The following is a 17,228-nucleotide window of genomic DNA, read 5'->3' on the forward strand; positions in this document are numbered from 1 at the left end:
ATGTCGCCATGCTAGGTGCGACGACAAATCCGTATAAATCCGTACGTCGGGCGCCTTTTGCCTGGCCAAGCAAAAGTTTCCGCTGTGACGACAGGAAGTATGGACAGTCGTAGCCAAAGACCCTAGTGTGTCCCCCACGACACCAGGGTGTTTCGTCGATGTATCCGGGCCGGCTTCGGACGCGACCGCACCCCGGCTCGGGCATCCGGCGCGGCGGCGCGCGCCCTGCCTGGCACCACAACGTCAGGAAGGGACACAGTGAACCAGCAGCCCTCACGTCATCGATGGCGGCCAATGGGTGCCGCCCTCGTGCTCGTCTCGGCGAGCCTCACCACCACGACGCTCGCCACCCTGCCGGCCACGCCGGCCGCGGCGGCGATCAACCCGGCCGACTTCCAGCAGGTCACCCTGGCCAAGGGGGAACCGGAGGTGGGCGAGCCGCTCACCATCTCCGTCCTGCCCGACCGCTCCGTGCTGCACACCGCCCGCGGCGGGGCGCTGCGGCGCACGGACGCGAGCGGCAACACGACCGTGATCGCGAACATCCCGGTGTACACGCACGACGAGGAGGGGCTGCAGGGCGTCGCGGCAGACCCGAACTTCGCCAGTAACCGGTACATCTACCTGTACTACGCCCCGCCCCTGAGCACTCCGGCCGGCGACGCCCCCGCCACGGGCACCGCCGCCACCTGGACCACCTGGACCGGGGTCAACCGCCTGTCCCGGTTCACGCTCAACGCCGACTACACCGTGAACATGGCCAGCCAGGTCAACATCCTGGACGTGCCGGCCAACCGGGGCATCTGCTGCCACGTCGGCGGCGACATCGACTTCGACGCGGCCGGCAACCTGTACCTGTCGACCGGCGACGACTCCAACCCGTTCGACTCCGCGGGCTACTCGCCGATCGACGAACGGACCGACCGCAACCCGGCGTACGACGCGCAGCGCTCCGCCGCCAACACCAACGACCTGCGGGGGAAGATCCTGCGGATCAAGGTCGCCGCCAACGGGACCTACTCGATCCCCTCCGGCAACCTCTTCGCGCCCGGGACCGCCAACACCCGGCCGGAGATCTACGCCATGGGCTTCCGCAACCCGTACCGCATGACCGTCGACAAGGCGACCGGCATCGTCTACGTCGGCGACTACGGCCCGGACGCGGGCACCTCCGACGCCAACCGCGGGCCGTCCGGGCAGGTCGAGTTCGACCGGATCACGGCGCCCGGCAACTACGGCTGGCCGTACTGCACCGGCACGAACACCACTGCCGAGACGTACAACGAGTGGAACTTCGCCACGAACAGCACCGGCGCGAAGTTCAACTGCGCCGGCGGCCCGACGAACAACTCGTTCCGCAACACCGGCCTGACCACGCTGCCGGCCGCCAAGCCGGCGTGGATCCGCTACGGCGGCGACGCCGGCAGCCCGCCCGAGTTCGGCGGGGGCTCCGAGTCGCCGATGGGCGGCCCGGTGTACCACTACGACGCCGCCAACCCGTCGACCACGAAGTTCCCGCAGTCGCTGGACGGCATGTTCTTCGCCGGCGAGTTCGGGCGCGGCTGGATCAAGCCGATCAAGATCAACGCCGACGGCTCGCCGGGCGCGATCGACAACTTCCAGTGGAACGGCAAGCAGGTCATGGACATGGCCTTCGGTCCGGACGGGTCGCTGTACGTGCTGGACTACGGCACCGGGTACTTCAACGGCGACGCCAACTCGGCGCTGTACCGCTACGACTACGTCGGCGCCGGCGGCAACCGCGCACCGACCGCCGTGGCCGGCGCCAACGTGACGTCGGGCGCCGCGCCGCTGGCCGTGAACTTCTCCTCGGCCGGCTCCTCCGACCCCGAGGGCGGCGCGCTCACGTACTCGTGGACGTTCGGCGACGGCGGCAGCTCGACCGCGGCCAACCCGTCGCACACGTACTCGGCGAACGGCAACTACTCGGTGACGCTGACCGCGAAGGACCCGCAGGGCGCCATCGGCACCGCCAACGTGCTGATCAGCGTCGGCAACACGGCCCCGACGGTCACGATCCAAGGCCCGAACCCGGGCCAGCTGGTGTCGTTCGGTGACTCGGTGCCGTGGAGCGTCACGGTGACCGACCCCGAGGACGGCGCGATCGACTGCACCAAGGTGACGATGACCTACGTGCTCGGCCACGACCAGCACGCGCACCAGATCACGTCGCAGAACGGCTGCGCCGGCACGATCACGATCCCGGTCGACGGCGAGCACGACTCGGCGTCGAACATCTTCCCGATCTTCGACGCGCAGTACACCGACAAGGGCGGGCTGACGGTCCACGCGCAGAGCATCATGGCGCCGCGATACCGCCAGGCCGAGTTCTACAAGACGTCCTCCGGCGTCGACCCGATCGTGAAGACGACGGCCGAGGGCGGCAAGACCGTCGGCAACATCAACAACGGCGACTGGATCGGGTTCGACCCGTACAAGCTCAACAACGCCACCTCGTTCACCGCCCGGGTCTCCTCCGGCGGCGCGGGCGGCACGCTGCAGCTGCGCACGGGCTCGCCGACGGGCACGATCATCGGCTCGGCGACGGTGCCGGTGACCGGCTCGTGGGAGACGTTCACGACGGTCGGCGGGCCGATCACCAACGCGCCGGCCGGTCCGACGTCGCTGTACCTGACCTTCGCCGGCAGCGCGACCGCCGCGCTGTTCGACGTCGACAGCTTCACGTTCACCACCGGGGTGGGCGGCAACGGCGTCGGGCCGGTCAAGGGGCTGGCGAGCAAGTGCCTGGACGTGCGGGCCGCGGCCACTGCCGACGGGACGCAGATGCAGCTGTACACCTGCAACGGCACCAACGCGCAGACGTTCGTGGTCGCGGGCCAGCAGCTGAAGGTGTTCGGCAAGTGCCTGGACATCTCCGGCGGCGCCACCGCCGACGGCACGAAGATCCAGCTGTGGACCTGCAACGGCACCGGGGCGCAGAACTGGGCGGCCCAGGCCGACGGCTCGCTGAAGAACCCGCAGTCGGGCAAGTGCCTCGACGTAGCCGGGGGTAACAGCGCCGACAGCACGGTCGTGCAGTTGTACACCTGTAACGGAAGCGCCGCGCAGAAGTGGACCCTGCCATGAGGATTCGCAGCATCTCCGCAGCGGTGACCCTGGCCGTGGTCGTGGCCGCGGTCCTGCCGGCCGCCGCGCCGGCGAGCGCCGCCGACGCGCCCTATGACGTGCTGGTCTTCAGCAAGACCGCCGGATTCCGGCACGACTCGATCCCGGCCGGCATCCAGGCCGTGCGCGACCTGGGCGCGGCGAACAGTTTCACCGTGACCGCCACCGAGGACGCGAACGCGTTCACGACGGCGAACCTGGCGCAGTACGAGGCGGTGGTGTTCATGAGCACCACCGGGGACGTGCTCAACGACACCCAGCAGGCGGCGTTCGAGAGCTACATCCGCGGCGGCGGCGGGTACGTCGGCGTGCACGCGGCCGCCGACACCGAGTACAGCTGGCCCTTCTACGGCACCCTGGTCGGCGCCTGGTTCGCCAGTCACCCGGCGATCCAGCAGGTCAACTCGCGCACGGAGGACCGGGCCAACCCGGCGACGTCGCACCTGCCGCAGACCTGGACGCGCACCGACGAGCTGTACAACTACCAGACCAACCCGCGCAGCACCGCACACGTGCTCGCCACGCTCGACGAGTCGTCGTACTCCGGCGGCACGATGGGCGCCGACCACCCGATCACCTGGTGCAAGACCATCGACTCCGGCCGCTCCTTCTACACCGGCTTCGGGCACACCCAGGAGTCGTACGCCGACGCCAACTTCCGCGGCGAGCTGCTCGGCGGCATCCGGTACGCGGCCAAGCGCGCCCAGGCCGACTGCCGGCCCGAGACGGGCTACACCGCGCTCTACAACGGCGCCACCACCGGCTGGTCGCAGGCGGGCCCGGGCGGCTTCACCAACTCCGACGCCACGCTGAGCTCCACCGGAGGCCTGGGACTGTTCTGGTACAGCGCGAAGCAGTACGGCACCTCGTACTCGCTCAAGACCGACTTCCGGATCACGGGCGACAGCAACTCCGGCGTCTACGTCGGGTTCCCCAACCCGGGCAACGACCCCAACATCGCGATCAACCAGGGGTACGAGATCCAGATCGACGCCACCGACACGCCCGACCACACGACGGGCGCGATCTACAACTTCCAGTCCGCGAACATCGCGGCGCGTGACGCGGCGCTGAACCCGCCCGGCGCGTGGAACACCTACGAGATCCTGGTCGAGGGGCAGCGGATCCGGGTGTACCTCAACGGCTCGCTGATCAACGACTTCACCAACACCGACCCGGCGCGCAACCTCGACGGGTACGTCGGCATCCAGAACCACGGATCCGGCGACCAGGTGTCGTTCCGCAACGTCCGGATCAAGGAGCTGGGCGGCGCCGTCACCGGCACCGTGCAGGCGGAGTCGTTCTCGTCGGCGAGCGGGGTCCAGCCGTTCAGCAAGCCCGGCGCCAACAACGGCCAGACGCTCGGCTACATCGAGCCGGGTGACTGGGCGGCGTACAACTCGATCGACGTTGGCGGCGCGACCAGCTTCCGCGCCCGGGTGGTGTCCGGCGGCCCCGGCGGGCAGATCCAGGTCCGCACGGGCTCGACGACCGGCCCGATCCTGGGCACGATGACGGTGCCGAACACCGGCTCGTGGGAGACGTTCGCCGACGTGTCGGCGCCGCTCACCGGCGTGCCGGCGGGCAGCGCGAACGTGTACCTGACGTTCACGGGGACGGGCACCGGCCTGTTCGACGTGGACGACTTCACGTTCGTCAAGCCGACCGGGACCCGGACGGGGCCGGTGAAGGGCCTGGCGGGCAAGTGCCTGGACGTGCGGGCCTCGGGCACCGCCGACGGGACGCAGATCCAGCTGTACACGTGCAACGGCTCCAGTGCGCAGAGCTGGACCGTCAACGGGCAGACGCTGCGGGCGCTGGGCAAGTGCCTGGACATCTCCGGCGGCGGCACCGGGGACGGCACCAAGATCCAGCTGTGGACGTGCAACGGCACGGGCGCGCAGAACTGGGCGGCACAGGCCGACGGCTCGCTGCGCAACCCGCAGTCGGGCAAGTGCCTGGACGTGGCCGGCGGCAACTCGGCCGACAGCACGGTCGTGCAGCTGTACACCTGCAACGGCAGTGCCGCGCAGAAGTGGACGCTGCCGGCCTAGCCCGGTGATGTTCGAAGACGGGGGCTGTACGCAGACGTGCGGCCCCCGTCGCGTGGTTGCGTCGCAGTGACCATTTCCATCGGGGGCAGCATCGGTTGCGCATTTCCCCTAGGCTCGGCCGAGTGCTGGGGACTCGGGTAGGGAGAATGCTGCTCGCCGCCGTGCTGCTCACGGGTGTGGCGGGGATGTCGGGGTGCGGCAAGAGCGCGGAGTCGTCGCCGCCGGGCGACGTTGCCGAGGCGCCCGCGAGCACCGATCCGTTCCCGGTCGCGGAGCTCGAGGGCGAGGACAGCGGGCTGGCCGCGGCGCCGTCCCCGACGCCGTCGAAGAAGCCCAGCCCGAAGCCGATCAGCACGGTCAAGGCCGGCGGCGACACCGGCGGCGGCAAGGTCAACACCAACGACGGCGTGCCCAACCTGGGCAGCGGCACGTTCACCAAGGCCGCGGGCGGCACCGGCGTCGTCGGCTCGGCGGACGCCGCCACGCTGGTGAAGTACCAGGTCGAGATGGAGAACGGCATCACCTGGGGCGCCAACCCCGTCTGGACGACCGGCTCGCTGGCCGACGAGGTGGACCGCGCGATCGCCTCGCCGCTGGGCTGGACGATGTCCGCCGCCCACCCGGTCACCTACAACCTGGGGCAGACCCACATCAACGGGGCGTCCTGGAAGTTCCAGCGGGTCAGCGACGGCAACTACAACGTGGTGCTGCGCCTGGCCACGCCCGGCACGGTCGACAAGCTGTGCAAGGCAGTGGGCGTGACCACGCAGGGCATCTACTCGTGCCGCTACGGCAAGACGATCCTGCTCAACCTGCGCCGCTGGCTCAAGGGCATCGACGGGCAGGCCGGAGTCGACTTCCACGCGGAGACCGTCCTGCACGAGATGGGCCACTTCCTGGGCTTCGACCACATGAAGTGCCCGGGGTCCGGCCAGGCCGCGCCGGTCATGCAGACGCAGACGATCGCGCTCAACGGCTGCAAGCCCAACGCGTTCCCGTTCGCCGAGGACGGGACCTTCGTGCAGGGGCCGTGGGCCTCGAGCTGAGCGCTACTTGAGGCGGCGCAGCAGGTCGACGACGTCGGCCTCGTACTCGCGCCACTCGCGGTCCGGCTTGAACCCCAGCTCGGCGTTGACCTGCAGCAGCGGCTCGTTCTCCAGCGCGTTCCAGGTCTGCACGTCCAGCAGGTCCGGCTCGGCGGCGCGCAGCTCGAACAGCATCCGGGCCTTGATCACGCGGCTGATGCCGTAGCCGCGGTGGGCGGGCACCTCGATGGTGTCGTACTGGTCGGCGCGGGTGGGCCGCTGCGCGGGCACGACGACCTCGGTGAGCCCGGCGATCGTCTCGGACTGCTCGTGCACCGCGAGGACGATGTACGGCTTCAGGCCGCGCGCGTGCAGGGTGCGCAGGCTCGCCGCGAGCCGCTCCGAGTCGTAGGAGCTCGGGCGCAGCTCCAGGTCCTCGACGACGGCGGCGCGGGCGGCCTCCTTCGCCGCGGCGTAGCCGGCGTACAGGTCCGGCGGGGGCCCGCCCGGGTAGTACTCGACGCGGTATCCGGCGCTGATGCCGGCGGCCATCTCGCCCAGCCGCAGCCAGTCCACGCCGCCGAGGTCGAGCAGGTTGCGCATCTCGATGAAGGCGCACTCGAAGCCGTGCGCCTCGAAGAACTCGATGCTCGGGGTGCCGCCGATGACCTCGACGCCGACGGACTCGAAGCCCTCCTCGGCGGCGCGGCGTGCGACGGCGGCCAGCAGCGCGGTGCCGACCCGGCCGCGGCGGGCGCTCGGCACCACCGACAGCTCGAGCACGCCGATCTCCTCGAGGGCGAGCAGGCTCGCGTGCCCGAGGATCTCACCCGAGTCGGAGGTTGCCAACCACGACGTGCGCCGCTCGCCCGGCATGGTGACCGCGAGGTACTCGCGGAACATCGTTTCGCGCCACGGCGGGTCCTCGGGCACATCGAACGTCACGATGTCGTTGAGCGCCCGCAGCACCGCCTCGATCTCGGCCGCGGACGCGGTCCCTGGGTCCCACTCGCGCACCTTCACGCCCTAAGCCTGCCCTTGTTTGTGGCTGAGCGGAAGTACCAGGGCGCAGAGCGTGGCATTGATCTACTCGCGGGGTGATGCGGGCTCAGCCCTGCCGGTCCCGGCGGCCGTAGTCGTTGGTGGCGTTGAAGACGGCGGCGCGGTACTCCTCCGGCACGTTGTACGAGTGGATGGCGGCGTTCCAGCCTTCCAATGTGGACAGGTCCCGGTCGCCGGCGCAGAGGTAGGCGGCGGCGGTGAGGGCGGCGTCGTCGATGTCGTTGATGTCGGACATGCCGTCGTTGTCGGCGTCGAGGCCGTACTGGCGCCAGGTGGAGGGCAGGAACTGCATCGGGCCGACGGCGCGGTCCCAGCTGCGGTCGTTGTCGAGGGCGCCCTGGTCGGTGTCGGCGACGGCCTGGCGGCCGTTCTGGCCGTCCAGCGGCGGGCCGACGATCGGCGGGGTCGAGCGGCCGTCGTCCTGGAGCACCGAATTGTTGGTGCGGCCGTGGTCGGACTCGATCTTGCCGATGCCGGCGAGGGTGGTCCAGGTCAGGTGGCAGCGCGGGGTCGTGCGGGCGGTGACCGCCTCGGCGTAGCCGTAGGCCTGCAGCGCCACGACCGGGATGTCCAGGCGCACCGAGCGGGTGGCGGCCCAGGCGCCGTAGACGTCGGCGGGGCGCACGCGGGTGCCGGCCGGCGGGCTGTAGGTGGGGGAGCCCGACGGGTTCTGCGGCTGGGGCGCCTCGCCGGTGGCGGGCGCGCCGGTGGCCACGGGCGGCTCGTTGGTGCCGTCGGGCGCCCGGGCGCTGCCCAGGGAGTCGGCCTTCGGCGGGATCACCTTGCCGCCGGCCAGGCCGGCCGCCCCGGCCACGCCGAGCATGACGGTGAGGAGCAGGCCGAGCACCAGGAAGCGGAACGCGGGCCGGGCGCGCAGGCGGGCGAAGCGCTCCCGCCGCTCGTCCATCGCGCGCCGCGGCGACTGCAGCACGTCACCCGCCGTGGGCTCGGGTGCCGCGTGTTTGGGCTGGTGGGATGGCTTGTCACCCGGCGCGGGCGAGGCCGCCGCGGGCTCCGGCGGGATGATGTCCACCGGCATCCAGCGATCACCGGACTGCTCCGGAACCGGCGGCCGGATCGCGACCGTCGGCGGAGTGTCCACAGTGGTCGATCGGTCGACCTCCGGCGCCTCGTCGTTGCTAGCCACGCTGTCGAGTATTTCGAATTCCCGGGCGCGTGTCACCTTGGCTTAGCCTGTGTGGATGCCTCGCTACGAGTACCGCTGCCGCGCCTGCGGCGACACCTTCGAAGTGCAACGCCCGATGAGTGAAGCCAACGTGAAGACTGCCTGCCCCGCGGGACACGACGACACCGTCAAGCTGCTGTCGACGATCGCGGTCGGCGGCTCCGCGCTCAATGCGCCGCGGGGTGCCGCGCCCGGTGGCGGCGGCGGATGCTGCGGCGGAGCGTGCGGTTGTTGAAACATTGTTACGGGTCGGTTTCGGACTCAATTGGCAAAACGGCTTTGATGTTGTGGCCTGTCGTGCCACAACCGCTACCGCAGCGTTGTCGTTACGTCACGCGAAACCCACTCGAGCTTCTCCCTCCATCGTTGCTGACCAGCACGGATCGCTCCGGACGACCGGTCCGGGATCGACCTTGAGGTCTACTGTTGGGGGCCGTTTCTACGATGTGCGCGCCCCCGGGGTGGGGAAATATGGGGCACGCCTGAAATAAGGAGGCGGAGGTTTCACGTGTCGGGGCGGACGCACCTGCCCAGCGGGCTGGTGACTTTCCTCTTCACTGACATCGAGGGCTCGACGCGCTTGGCCCAGATGCTCGGTGCGGGATACCGGCCGGTGCTCCACGAGCACCGGGACGTGATTCGCCGCGCGCTGTCCAGAGCGGACGGTGTGGAGCTGTTCACCGAGGGTGACTCGCTCTTCGTCGCCTTCTCCGACGCGACCGCCGCCCTCGCCGCCTGCGCCGAGGCCCAGCGGGAGCTCGCCGCACACGACTGGCCAGGCCCCGAGGCCCGTCCCCGGGTCCGGATGGGCCTGCACACCGGCTTCGCCGAGCCCTACGGCGGCGAGTACACCTCGCCCGAGGTGCACCGGGCCGCCCGCGTGGCCGCCGCGGCGCACGGCGGGCAGGTGCTGTGCTCCGCCGCCACCGCCGCCCAGGTCGGCCTGGCCGGCGGCCCGCTCGAGGACGACGCGTGGCTGCTCGACCTCGGCCTGCACCGGCTGCGCGGCTTCGACGGCTGCGAGCGCATCTTCCAGCTCGTCGCGCCCGGCCTCGACCGGCAGTTCCCACGCCCGCGCACCATCGACGCGCCCGCGCACAACCTGCCGGTGCAGACCACCCGGTTCATCGGCCGCGCCGCCGAGCGTGCCGCCGTGCGCGACCTCATCGGCCGGCACCGCCTCGTCACCGTCGTCGGCGCGGGCGGCGCCGGCAAGACCCGCGTCGCCGTCGAGGCGGCCGGCGAGATCGTCGAGCGCTTCCGCGACGGCGTCTGGTTCGCCGACCTGAGCGCCGTGGCCAACGGCGACCTCGTGGACGTGAGCGTCGCCGCCGCCCTCGGCCTGCGCCCCGAGCCCGGCCGCCCGGTCGCACAGACCATCGTCGACCATGTGCGCGACCGCCGCCTGCTCGTCGTGCTGGACACCTCCGACGCCCAGCTGCCCGCGGCCCGCCGGCTCGTCGCCCGGCTGCTCGCCGCCGGCCGCGAGGTCGCCGTCCTGGCCACCAGCCGCGAGCCCCTCGGCGTCGCCGGCGAGGTCGTCTGGCGCATCCCGCCGCTGTCGGTCGAGGCGGCCGGCGGCGGCGGCTTCAGCGACGCCGTGGCCCTGCTCGTCGACCGCGCTTCCGCGGCGCGGGGCGGCCGCCCGGTCGAGCCCGGCGACATCGCCCACCTCACGCGCGTGGCCTCCGCGCTGGAGGGCCTGCCGCTCGCGCTGGAGCTGGCCGCGGCCCGCCTGCGCCTGCTGTCCGCCGCCCAGCTCGCCGAGCGCATCGGCGACGTGCTCGGCACCCTCGACGCCGGTTCGCGCCTGGTCGACCTCGACGAGGTCCCCGCCTCCAACCGCCACCGCACGATGCAGGCGGCGGTCGACTGGTCGTACCGCACCCTCGACCCGCGCGCCTCCCGCCTGCTGCGCTGGCTGTCGGTCTTCGCCAGCCCCGTCGACCTGCCCGCGATCGAGTGGCTGCACGACGGCGACCCGCTCGACCCGCTGGCCACCCTCGTCGACAAGTCCCTGCTGCAGGCCGAGGCGGGCGCCACCAACGCGACCTACCGCATGCTCGACCCGATCCGCGCCTACGCCGCCCGCCTGCTCGTCGAGGCCGGCGAGGAGGAGTCGGCCCGCGAGCGGCACGTCGCCTGGTGCCGACAGGCCGCACACGACGCGTACGTCGACGCCGACGGCCGCCCCGTCACGCTCTCGCTCTACACCCTCGACCCGCTTGCCGACGAGCTGCGCGCCGCCCTGCACTGGACGGTGACCCGGGGCAGCGCCCGCCAGGGACTGGCCCTCGCCGGCGCGCTGGACCAGTGGTGGCGCGAGCGCGGCCTCGTGCGCGAGGGCCGGATGTGGCTTTTCCGCCTGTACGAGCGGATCAGCGCCACGGGCGAGCCCGTCCCCGACGCCGAGCTGGCCGCGGCCTACCACATGCACTCCCTGCACGCCGGCGCCGACGGCGAGACCGTCGAGGAGCTCCGTTTCTCGCAGCGCGCCGAGTCCGCCGCCCGCCGGGCCGGCGACCCCGGCCTCATCGCCCGCATCCTCGCCGCGCGCGGCGTGCCGCTGCTCGAGATGGGCCGCGCCGACGAGGCCGAGCGCCTGGCCCGCGACGTCATCACCTGGTCCGAGGACCAGGGAGTCGCCGGCGAGGCCATCTTCGCCGTCTACGCCCTGGCCCAGCTCCTGTGGCGCCGCGGCGAGCTCGACGAGGCCGCGAGCCTGCTCGCGAGCGCCCGCCCCTTGGAGAACAGCCGCCCCCTGGACCGCGGCCGCCGCACCGTCGACATGCTGCTCGGCATGGTCGCCCTGTCCCGCGGCGACCTGGTGGCCGCGCACGACCACCTCATCGTGGCGCTGCGCTCGCGCATGACACACGGCTTCCACCTGCGCGTCTGCGAGACCTTGAACGCCGTGGCCGTGCGCTGCGCCCTCGCCGGGGACGCGGAGACCGCCGCCCGCCTGTTCGGCGCCGCACAGGCCGCCCGCATCCGCCTGCGCTGCTCAACGGGCGCGTTCGGCGCCTTCTGGACCGAGCAGCAGGCAACGCTGCGCTCGACGATGGGCGACACGGCTTTCGACACCGCATATGCCGCAGGCGCCGCCCTGACCCTCGAGGAATCGGTGGCCCTGGCCCTGACGATCGAGCACCCGGACCTGATGGCCGGCTCGATCCGCTTCTCCGCGGTGGAGTAGCTGTGCTGTGTAACTAGCTCGCTGCGCTCGCCCGGGGGAGCTTCGCTCCACCCGAACCCCCTCAAAACCGCAGCGGCGTGGCCGGAGACGAGCAGGTGCTCTATTCGGTGGCAGGTGGACGCCGAGCGTTACTCGCGTTGCCGGGAGCCGGTCAGTCCTCTTCGGGGTCCTGGTTGGCCTCGGCGCCGAGGACGTACGCCTGCATGGCCAGCTCGTCTCCCGCCGGCCACACGAACGCGGGCAGCTCGGCCGGCCCGAGCTCGCGGACGTAGCTCCAGAACGCCCGCACCGCATCGCCGGGTGACGCGGCCTCGATGGGCATGTCGACGCTCACGAGCCAGGTGCGCCGCTCCCGCCCCGACTTGCTCTCATCCGCCACGGCCCGCCGAGCGATCGCCTGGTACGCCTCCTCGCCGAGCACCCACGCCCCGACCTGGGCGACGCCTTCGGCCTCCCCGGCCTCCTCGGTCTCCCTGGCCTTTCCGGGCTCCCCGGCCTCCCCGAGCCCCGTGGCCTCCCCGGTCTCCGCGGCGGCCGAGGACGGAGCAGCGGGGCGGGTGGGGATCGAGGCGAGCACGCCGCCGGCCGGCAGGGGCGCGTCGAGCCGGTTCACCGTGTATCGCAGCCGGTCACCGCCCTCGGCCCGGGCCAGGCCGAACACGACGGCCGGCGACACGGCGGCCACGAGCAGGGCCTCATCGCCGGCGGTGAACCGTCCCCCGGCGATCGAGAGCGCCTCGCCGCCGTACAACCGCTCGCTCTCGTACTGCTCCCCGGAGACGACCACCACCCACTTAGCCATACGGTCATTGCATCACGAAGCGGAGAGGCAGTGTCCCGGCCGGTCTCACAGGTCCACGAAGCACCCCTGCACGTGGTCGTTGACCATGCCAGTGGCCTGCATCAGCGCATAGGCCGTGGTCGGTCCCACGAAGCGGAAGCCGCGGCGCTTGAGGTCCTTCGCCATTGCGGTCGACTCGGCGGTGACGGCCGGGACGGCGGTGAAGTCGACCGGGCGGGGCCGGGCCTCGGGGGCGAACGACCACAGCAGCGCGGAGATCCCGCCGGGCAGCTCGGCCGCGGCGCGGGCGTTGGCGATGGCGGCCTCGATCTTCGAGCGGTTGCGCACGATGCCGGTGTCGGCCAGCAGGCGTTCGATGTCGGACTCGCCGAAGGCGGCGACCTTCTCGATCTCGAAGCCGGCGAACGCGGCCCGGAACGACGGGCGCTTGCGCAGGATGGTGATCCACGACAGGCCGGACTGGAACGCCTCGAGGGTCATGCGCTCATACAGCCCGTTGTCGTCGCGGACGGGCCGGCCCCACTCGTTGTCGTGGTAGTCCAGGTAATCGGGGGTCGAGGCGCCCCAGCCACACCTGGCGAGCCCGTCTTCGCCTATCACCACGTCGCTCATGGTCAGGAAGTTACTCCTGGGGTACGACAAAAATGGCTACTGCAGCCGCCCGGACTCCACCATGCGGGCGAAGCGGCGCAGCGCCCCGGTCAGGCCCGCCTTCGATCCCGGCCAGAGCAGCGGCCACGTCACCTTGCCCGCGGGACCGGCCGGCAGGTGGAACCACTCGTGCCACACCACCTGGGTGCGGTCGGTACCCAGTGGGGTGCAGCGCAGCACCCCGGGGCCGCGCAGCACCTTGCCGTAGTGCACGACCCGCACCTCGAACGGCGGGTCGACCTTCACCACGCGCATGAGGTCGCGCAGCGTCGCCGGGCCGACCTGGGTCACCGCCTCGATCTGGCTGCCCTCGCCGCCGTCGCCGGAGAGCACCCGGACCGTGGTGAAGGGGATCCACTCGCCCTGCCGCGACCAGTCGGTGAGCGCGGAGAAGACCCGGGCGGCCGGTGCGGCCACGATGACCGTGGCCGTCACCTCGCCCGGGCCGGGCCGTTCCGCCTCGGCGAAGTCCTCGGCGGTCACTTCACCACCGGTGACGGGCGACCCCACGTGTCGTCTGCGGAGGTGCCCCAGCTGGTGTCCGACGAGGGCTTCTCCTCGTCGAGGTCGATCTCGGAATCCGCGTCGGCGACGGGCGCGGGGGCACTCGGCGGGGTGTCGGCGATCGCGGACGCGCCGGATGCGGCCGCCTGGCGGGCGTCGCGCAGGGCGTCGGCGTCCTCCTGCCGCCCCTCGCGGAGGGCCTTGATCTCGGCTTCGAGGACCTGGATCAGCTCCTCCTTGTAGCCGATGTCGTAGCCGGCACGCCGCAGCGCGGTGTCGACCTGGTTCATCCGGTACCCCCGGACGACCGTGTCGAACCGCAGCTGGTTCACGTCACCCTCGACCAACGGGCGCGACGACGGCAGCGGTACGGAGCGTCCGTCGGGCTCATGTCCTTCGATCCCCGGGTCGTCACCGGTGATCAACAGGGACACGCCGAACCCGATGGCCCCGACGACCACAGCGGCGATCAACACCAGGAGGAACTCAGCCATAGGGGGAATCGTGGCACGCTGAGTACGCCTGGGCGAGCCCGGCACACCCAAATGAAGGAAACACGGAGGTCACGCAATGTTCCGTCTGGGCGCCCGGCGCTTCGCCGACGGCGAGTACGCAGTGATGGCGATCATTAACCGGACCCCGGACTCCTTTTTCGACAAGGGCGCAACGTTCGCGGAGGACGCCGCGCTGCGCGCCGTGGAGGCCGCCGTCGCCGAGGGAGCGGACATCATCGACATCGGCGGGGTCAAGGCCGGCCCCGGCGAGACGGTCGACGCCGCCGAGGAGTTGCGCCGCACGCTGCCGACGATCGAGAAGATCCGGTCCATGTTCCCCGAGGTCGTGATCTCGATCGACACCTGGCGGGCCGAGGTGGCCCGGGAGGTCGTCGCGGCGGGCGCGGACCTGATCAACGACACGTGGGCCGGCGCCGATCCGGCCCTGGCCGAGGTCGCCGCCGAGACCGGCGCGGGCCTGGTCTGCTCGCACGCCGGGGGCCTGACCCCGCGCACCCGGCCGCACCGGGTGGCTTTCCAAGATCCGGTGACGGATGTGGTACGGACAGTCACCGCTCTAGCCGAAAGAGCCCTCGCCCTGGGTGTACGCCGGGACGGCATCCTCATCGACCCCGCACACGACTTCGGCAAGAACACCCGCCACTCCCTCGCCATCACCAACCGCCTCGGCGAGCTGGTCGAGACGGGCTGGCCGGTCCTCGTCGCCCTGTCGAACAAGGACTTCATCGGCGAGACCCTCGACCTGCCGGTGCCTGACCGGCTGGAGGGCACGCTGGCGGCGACGGCGGTCTCGGCCTGGCTGGGCGCCCGGGTGTTCCGCGCACACCAGGTGCGCGCCACCCGCCGCGTGCTCGACACCATCGCCGCGATCCGCGGAGAACGTCAGCCCGCCGTGGCCCGCCGCGGCCTGGCCTGATCGATTCGGGCCCCGGGCTCCCTGCTCGGGGCCGGCCGCGGTGCTGTGCGGCGATGGAACCGGGCATATACGAAATGTCGGATAAATCTGGCGCGCCAGCGCCGGATTTATCCGCGCAAAACCTCACGTCCAGCGCAGGATGTTCTTGCGCCACGCGTACAAGATGCCGAGGAACAGCACGGCCACGAACACGCCCATCTCGACGACGACCGAGACGCCGTACCCGGGCAGGTCGTACACGACGGCCCAGGGAAAGAGGAACACGCTCTCCACGGCGAACAACACGTACAGGTAGGCGTACACGTAGTAGCGAATCTGTGCCTGCGCCCAGTCGCCGCCGACCGGGTCGAGGCCGCACTCGTAGGTCTCGTACTTCGCGCCCCTGGCGAGCTTCCAGTCGGCCGAACGGCGTGGCCCCAACAGCCGGTTGGCCGTAAACGCGGCGACGAACACGCCGGCTCCGACCAGCAGAAGGAGGCCGAGCGTCGCATATCCGCCCAGATATCCGTTCATCGTACGCACCGTACACGCATCATCACGATCTCCGACATGCCGAAAACGCGAGTCCGTCTCCATAATGAGCGACAGTTCTTGCCGGAGTGCAACCAAGTCACGCCCGGCCTGCCGTTGAGACGAGACTAGAAGGACACCCCCTCATGGAAGCACCCACGGGCCGCCCAACCAGGTGGCTGCGTGCCGGCTCCTTCGTGCTCTTGGCCGCCGTCTGCTCGATGCTGCTCGCCTCGCCCGCGTGCGCCGATCCCGGGGTCGAGGAGACCAGCCCACCGCCCGTCGAGGTGCCCACCACCGAAGCACCGACGCAGGGCCCCACCACCGAAGTGCCCACCCAGGAGCCGACCACCGAGGCGCCTCCGCCGCCGACCACCACCGAGGCGCCGCCGGCCCCCACGCCCGTGCACCGGTTCAAGATGACCGTGAGCACGGTGTCGGTGGGCGACGGGTACTGGCAGGGCAACGGCTCGGCCGAGCTGGTCATCTCGCTCAAGAACATCGGCGAGCACGTCGGGCGCGACACGATCACCGGCTACTACGCGTTCCCGAGCGGGGCGCAGGCGACTGGTGCGTACGGCACCGGCGGCTGCCGCGTCGACAACGGCGTGCTGAGCTTCAGCTGCCCGCTCGGCGAGCAGGCCCTCGGCCAGGTCGTCGTCAAGGTCAACGTCGATCCGGGCGCGTGGAAGACCATCGGGGCCGGGCTGGTCACCGCCTCGATCGGGCCGGTGCAGCGCACGGCGCCGATCTCCTTCGCGTTCACCACGCCGCCGACGCCGGGCATCGACCTGAGCACCACCGAGCCGCAGCTGCCGGCCGCCACCTCGCCGCAGGACGAGGCGACCCAGCTGTCGGTCCGGCTGCGCAACACGGGCGGGACGAAGGCCGCCGGCGCGCTCGAGGTGGTCACCCCGCCCGGTGTCGACCTGGTCGGCTTCCCGTCGGCCTGCCGCTCGCACCGGCGCATCTCCGCCGACCGGGACCGCTGCGAGCTCGGCGACCTCGGAGCCGGCAAGGAGGTGACGGCGGTGTTCGGCCTCACCGTCAGCGCCGCCGCCCGGGCCGAGCTGCCGCTGACCGGGGCCGTGCACGCGTACCTGACCCCGCTGGGCCTCGACGCGATCGAGAGCCGCTCGGACTTCAAGATCAGCGCTCCGCCGCTGGCCGGCACGGACGCCCCGCTGCCCACCCAGGCGCCCGTGTCCCCGGCCGCGCAGCCCAGCATCGGCGAGCTCAGCCTGCGCAAACAGGCCAGCGACAGCCAGCAGTTGTCCAGCCTGCCGTACATCGGCGGCATCGTCGGCCTGGTCGCCATCGCCGGCGGTCTGGTCGTGTTCTCGCTGCGCCGCCGCGGCCGGGACGAGGACGCCCTGGCCCCGGACGAGGTCGAGGACGTGGTCCTGGTGCCGGCGCCGCGGGCAGGCGACACGCCGCCCTTCACCACCATCCCGCGCTCGCCGATCCCGCGGGCGCTGACCCTGCCCAGGCTGCCCAACGGCCCGGTCGCCGGATCGGGCTTCCGTGAGCCCACCGACGCGGACGGTGACGAGTAGGGGTTTGCTAGGGGTGGCCGCCCGGTGACGATACGGGCCAGAATTGTTCGGATTCGCGATCCGCGCACAACGGCGCGCGCGGCGCAATGACGAAAGTCGCAGCT

The 17,228-nt window shown here is 71.5% G+C and carries 14 protein-coding genes; 7 read left to right on the forward strand and 7 right to left on the reverse strand.

Annotated elements, in window-relative coordinates; translation table 11 throughout:
• The first annotated feature begins 294 nt into the window (after positions 1–294).
• The 3 genes from ABD901_RS10750 to ABD901_RS10760 all read left to right on the forward strand — a co-directional run bounded on the left by ABD901_RS10750 (position 295) and on the right by ABD901_RS10760 (position 6,247).
• Positions 295–3,108 carry a PQQ-dependent sugar dehydrogenase gene (locus tag ABD901_RS10750; protein WP_345123962.1) on the forward strand — a complete coding sequence of 938 codons (2,814 nt, stop codon included), beginning with the start codon at positions 295–297 and terminating at the stop codon, positions 3,106–3,108.
• Entirely contained in the window at positions 3,105–5,201 is a 2,097-nt protein-coding gene (locus ABD901_RS10755) for a ThuA domain-containing protein (protein ID WP_345123965.1), read from the forward strand. Before ABD901_RS10750 ends, ABD901_RS10755 begins: the two co-directional genes overlap by 4 nt.
• A gap of 122 nt (positions 5,202–5,323) precedes the next feature.
• Positions 5,324–6,247: a DUF3152 domain-containing protein gene (locus tag ABD901_RS10760; protein ID WP_345123967.1), complete on the forward strand. Its 924-nt coding sequence runs from the start codon at positions 5,324–5,326 to the stop codon at positions 6,245–6,247.
• Positions 6,248–6,250: 3 nt separating this feature from the next.
• On the opposite strand, the gene ABD901_RS10765 is transcribed toward ABD901_RS10760, so the two are convergent.
• Both ABD901_RS10765 and ABD901_RS10770 read right to left on the reverse strand, forming a co-directional pair.
• The gene (locus tag ABD901_RS10765) at positions 6,251–7,249 is read right to left on the reverse strand and encodes a GNAT family N-acetyltransferase (protein ID WP_345123969.1); all 999 of its coding nucleotides are present in this window, start codon (positions 7,247–7,249) and stop codon (positions 6,251–6,253) included.
• 85 nt (positions 7,250–7,334) lie between these two features.
• Positions 7,335–8,435: a lytic transglycosylase domain-containing protein gene (locus ABD901_RS10770; protein ID WP_345123971.1), complete on the reverse strand. Its 1,101-nt coding sequence runs from the start codon at positions 8,433–8,435 to the stop codon at positions 7,335–7,337.
• Positions 8,436–8,490: 55 nt separating this feature from the next.
• On the opposite strand from ABD901_RS10770, the gene ABD901_RS10775 reads away from it, so the two are divergent.
• Both ABD901_RS10775 and ABD901_RS10780 read left to right on the forward strand, forming a co-directional pair.
• The gene (locus ABD901_RS10775; RefSeq protein WP_345123972.1) at positions 8,491–8,709 is read left to right on the forward strand and encodes an FmdB family zinc ribbon protein; all 219 of its coding nucleotides are present in this window, start codon (positions 8,491–8,493) and stop codon (positions 8,707–8,709) included.
• 273 nt (positions 8,710–8,982) lie between these two features.
• The gene (locus ABD901_RS10780) at positions 8,983–11,670 is read left to right on the forward strand and encodes an ATP-binding protein (RefSeq protein WP_345123973.1); all 2,688 of its coding nucleotides are present in this window, start codon (positions 8,983–8,985) and stop codon (positions 11,668–11,670) included.
• Between the two features lie 151 nt (positions 11,671–11,821).
• Here ABD901_RS10780 and ABD901_RS10785 read toward each other — a convergent pair whose 3' ends face one another.
• The 4 genes from ABD901_RS10785 to ABD901_RS10800 are packed head-to-tail and all read right to left on the reverse strand — an operon-like array spanning position 11,822 to position 14,121.
• Positions 11,822–12,472: a hypothetical protein gene (locus tag ABD901_RS10785; protein ID WP_345123974.1), complete on the reverse strand. Its 651-nt coding sequence runs from the start codon at positions 12,470–12,472 to the stop codon at positions 11,822–11,824.
• 45 nt (positions 12,473–12,517) lie between these two features.
• Entirely contained in the window at positions 12,518–13,084 is a 567-nt protein-coding gene (locus ABD901_RS10790; protein ID WP_345123975.1) for a DNA-3-methyladenine glycosylase I, read from the reverse strand.
• Between the two features lie 36 nt (positions 13,085–13,120).
• Positions 13,121–13,633 (reverse strand): SRPBCC family protein, encoded by a 513-nt coding sequence (locus tag ABD901_RS10795; RefSeq protein WP_380137054.1) that lies wholly within the window; start codon positions 13,631–13,633, stop codon positions 13,121–13,123.
• On the reverse strand, positions 13,603–14,121 hold the full coding sequence (locus ABD901_RS10800) for a DivIVA domain-containing protein (RefSeq protein WP_345123979.1): 519 nt from the start codon (positions 14,119–14,121) through the stop codon (positions 13,603–13,605). Before ABD901_RS10800 ends, ABD901_RS10795 begins: the two co-directional genes overlap by 31 nt.
• Before the next feature lie 76 nt (positions 14,122–14,197).
• On the opposite strand from ABD901_RS10800, the gene folP reads away from it, so the two are divergent.
• Positions 14,198–15,058 (forward strand): dihydropteroate synthase, encoded by an 861-nt coding sequence (gene folP, locus ABD901_RS10805; protein ID WP_345123981.1) that lies wholly within the window; start codon positions 14,198–14,200, stop codon positions 15,056–15,058.
• 123 nt (positions 15,059–15,181) lie between these two features.
• Here folP and ndhC read toward each other — a convergent pair whose 3' ends face one another.
• Positions 15,182–15,571, reverse strand: coding sequence for an NADH-quinone oxidoreductase subunit A (gene ndhC, locus ABD901_RS10810; RefSeq protein ID WP_345123983.1), 390 nt, complete (start codon positions 15,569–15,571; stop codon positions 15,182–15,184).
• A 143-nt stretch (positions 15,572–15,714) separates the two neighbouring features.
• Between ndhC and ABD901_RS10815 the strand changes: the two genes are divergently transcribed.
• The gene (locus tag ABD901_RS10815; protein ID WP_345123985.1) at positions 15,715–17,124 is read left to right on the forward strand and encodes a COG1361 family protein; all 1,410 of its coding nucleotides are present in this window, start codon (positions 15,715–15,717) and stop codon (positions 17,122–17,124) included.
• Positions 17,125–17,228 lie beyond the last annotated feature (104 nt).

This window comes from Dactylosporangium darangshiense (genome assembly GCF_039537565.1).
Taxonomy (GTDB): Bacteria; Actinomycetota; Actinomycetes; order Mycobacteriales; family Micromonosporaceae; genus Dactylosporangium; species Dactylosporangium darangshiense.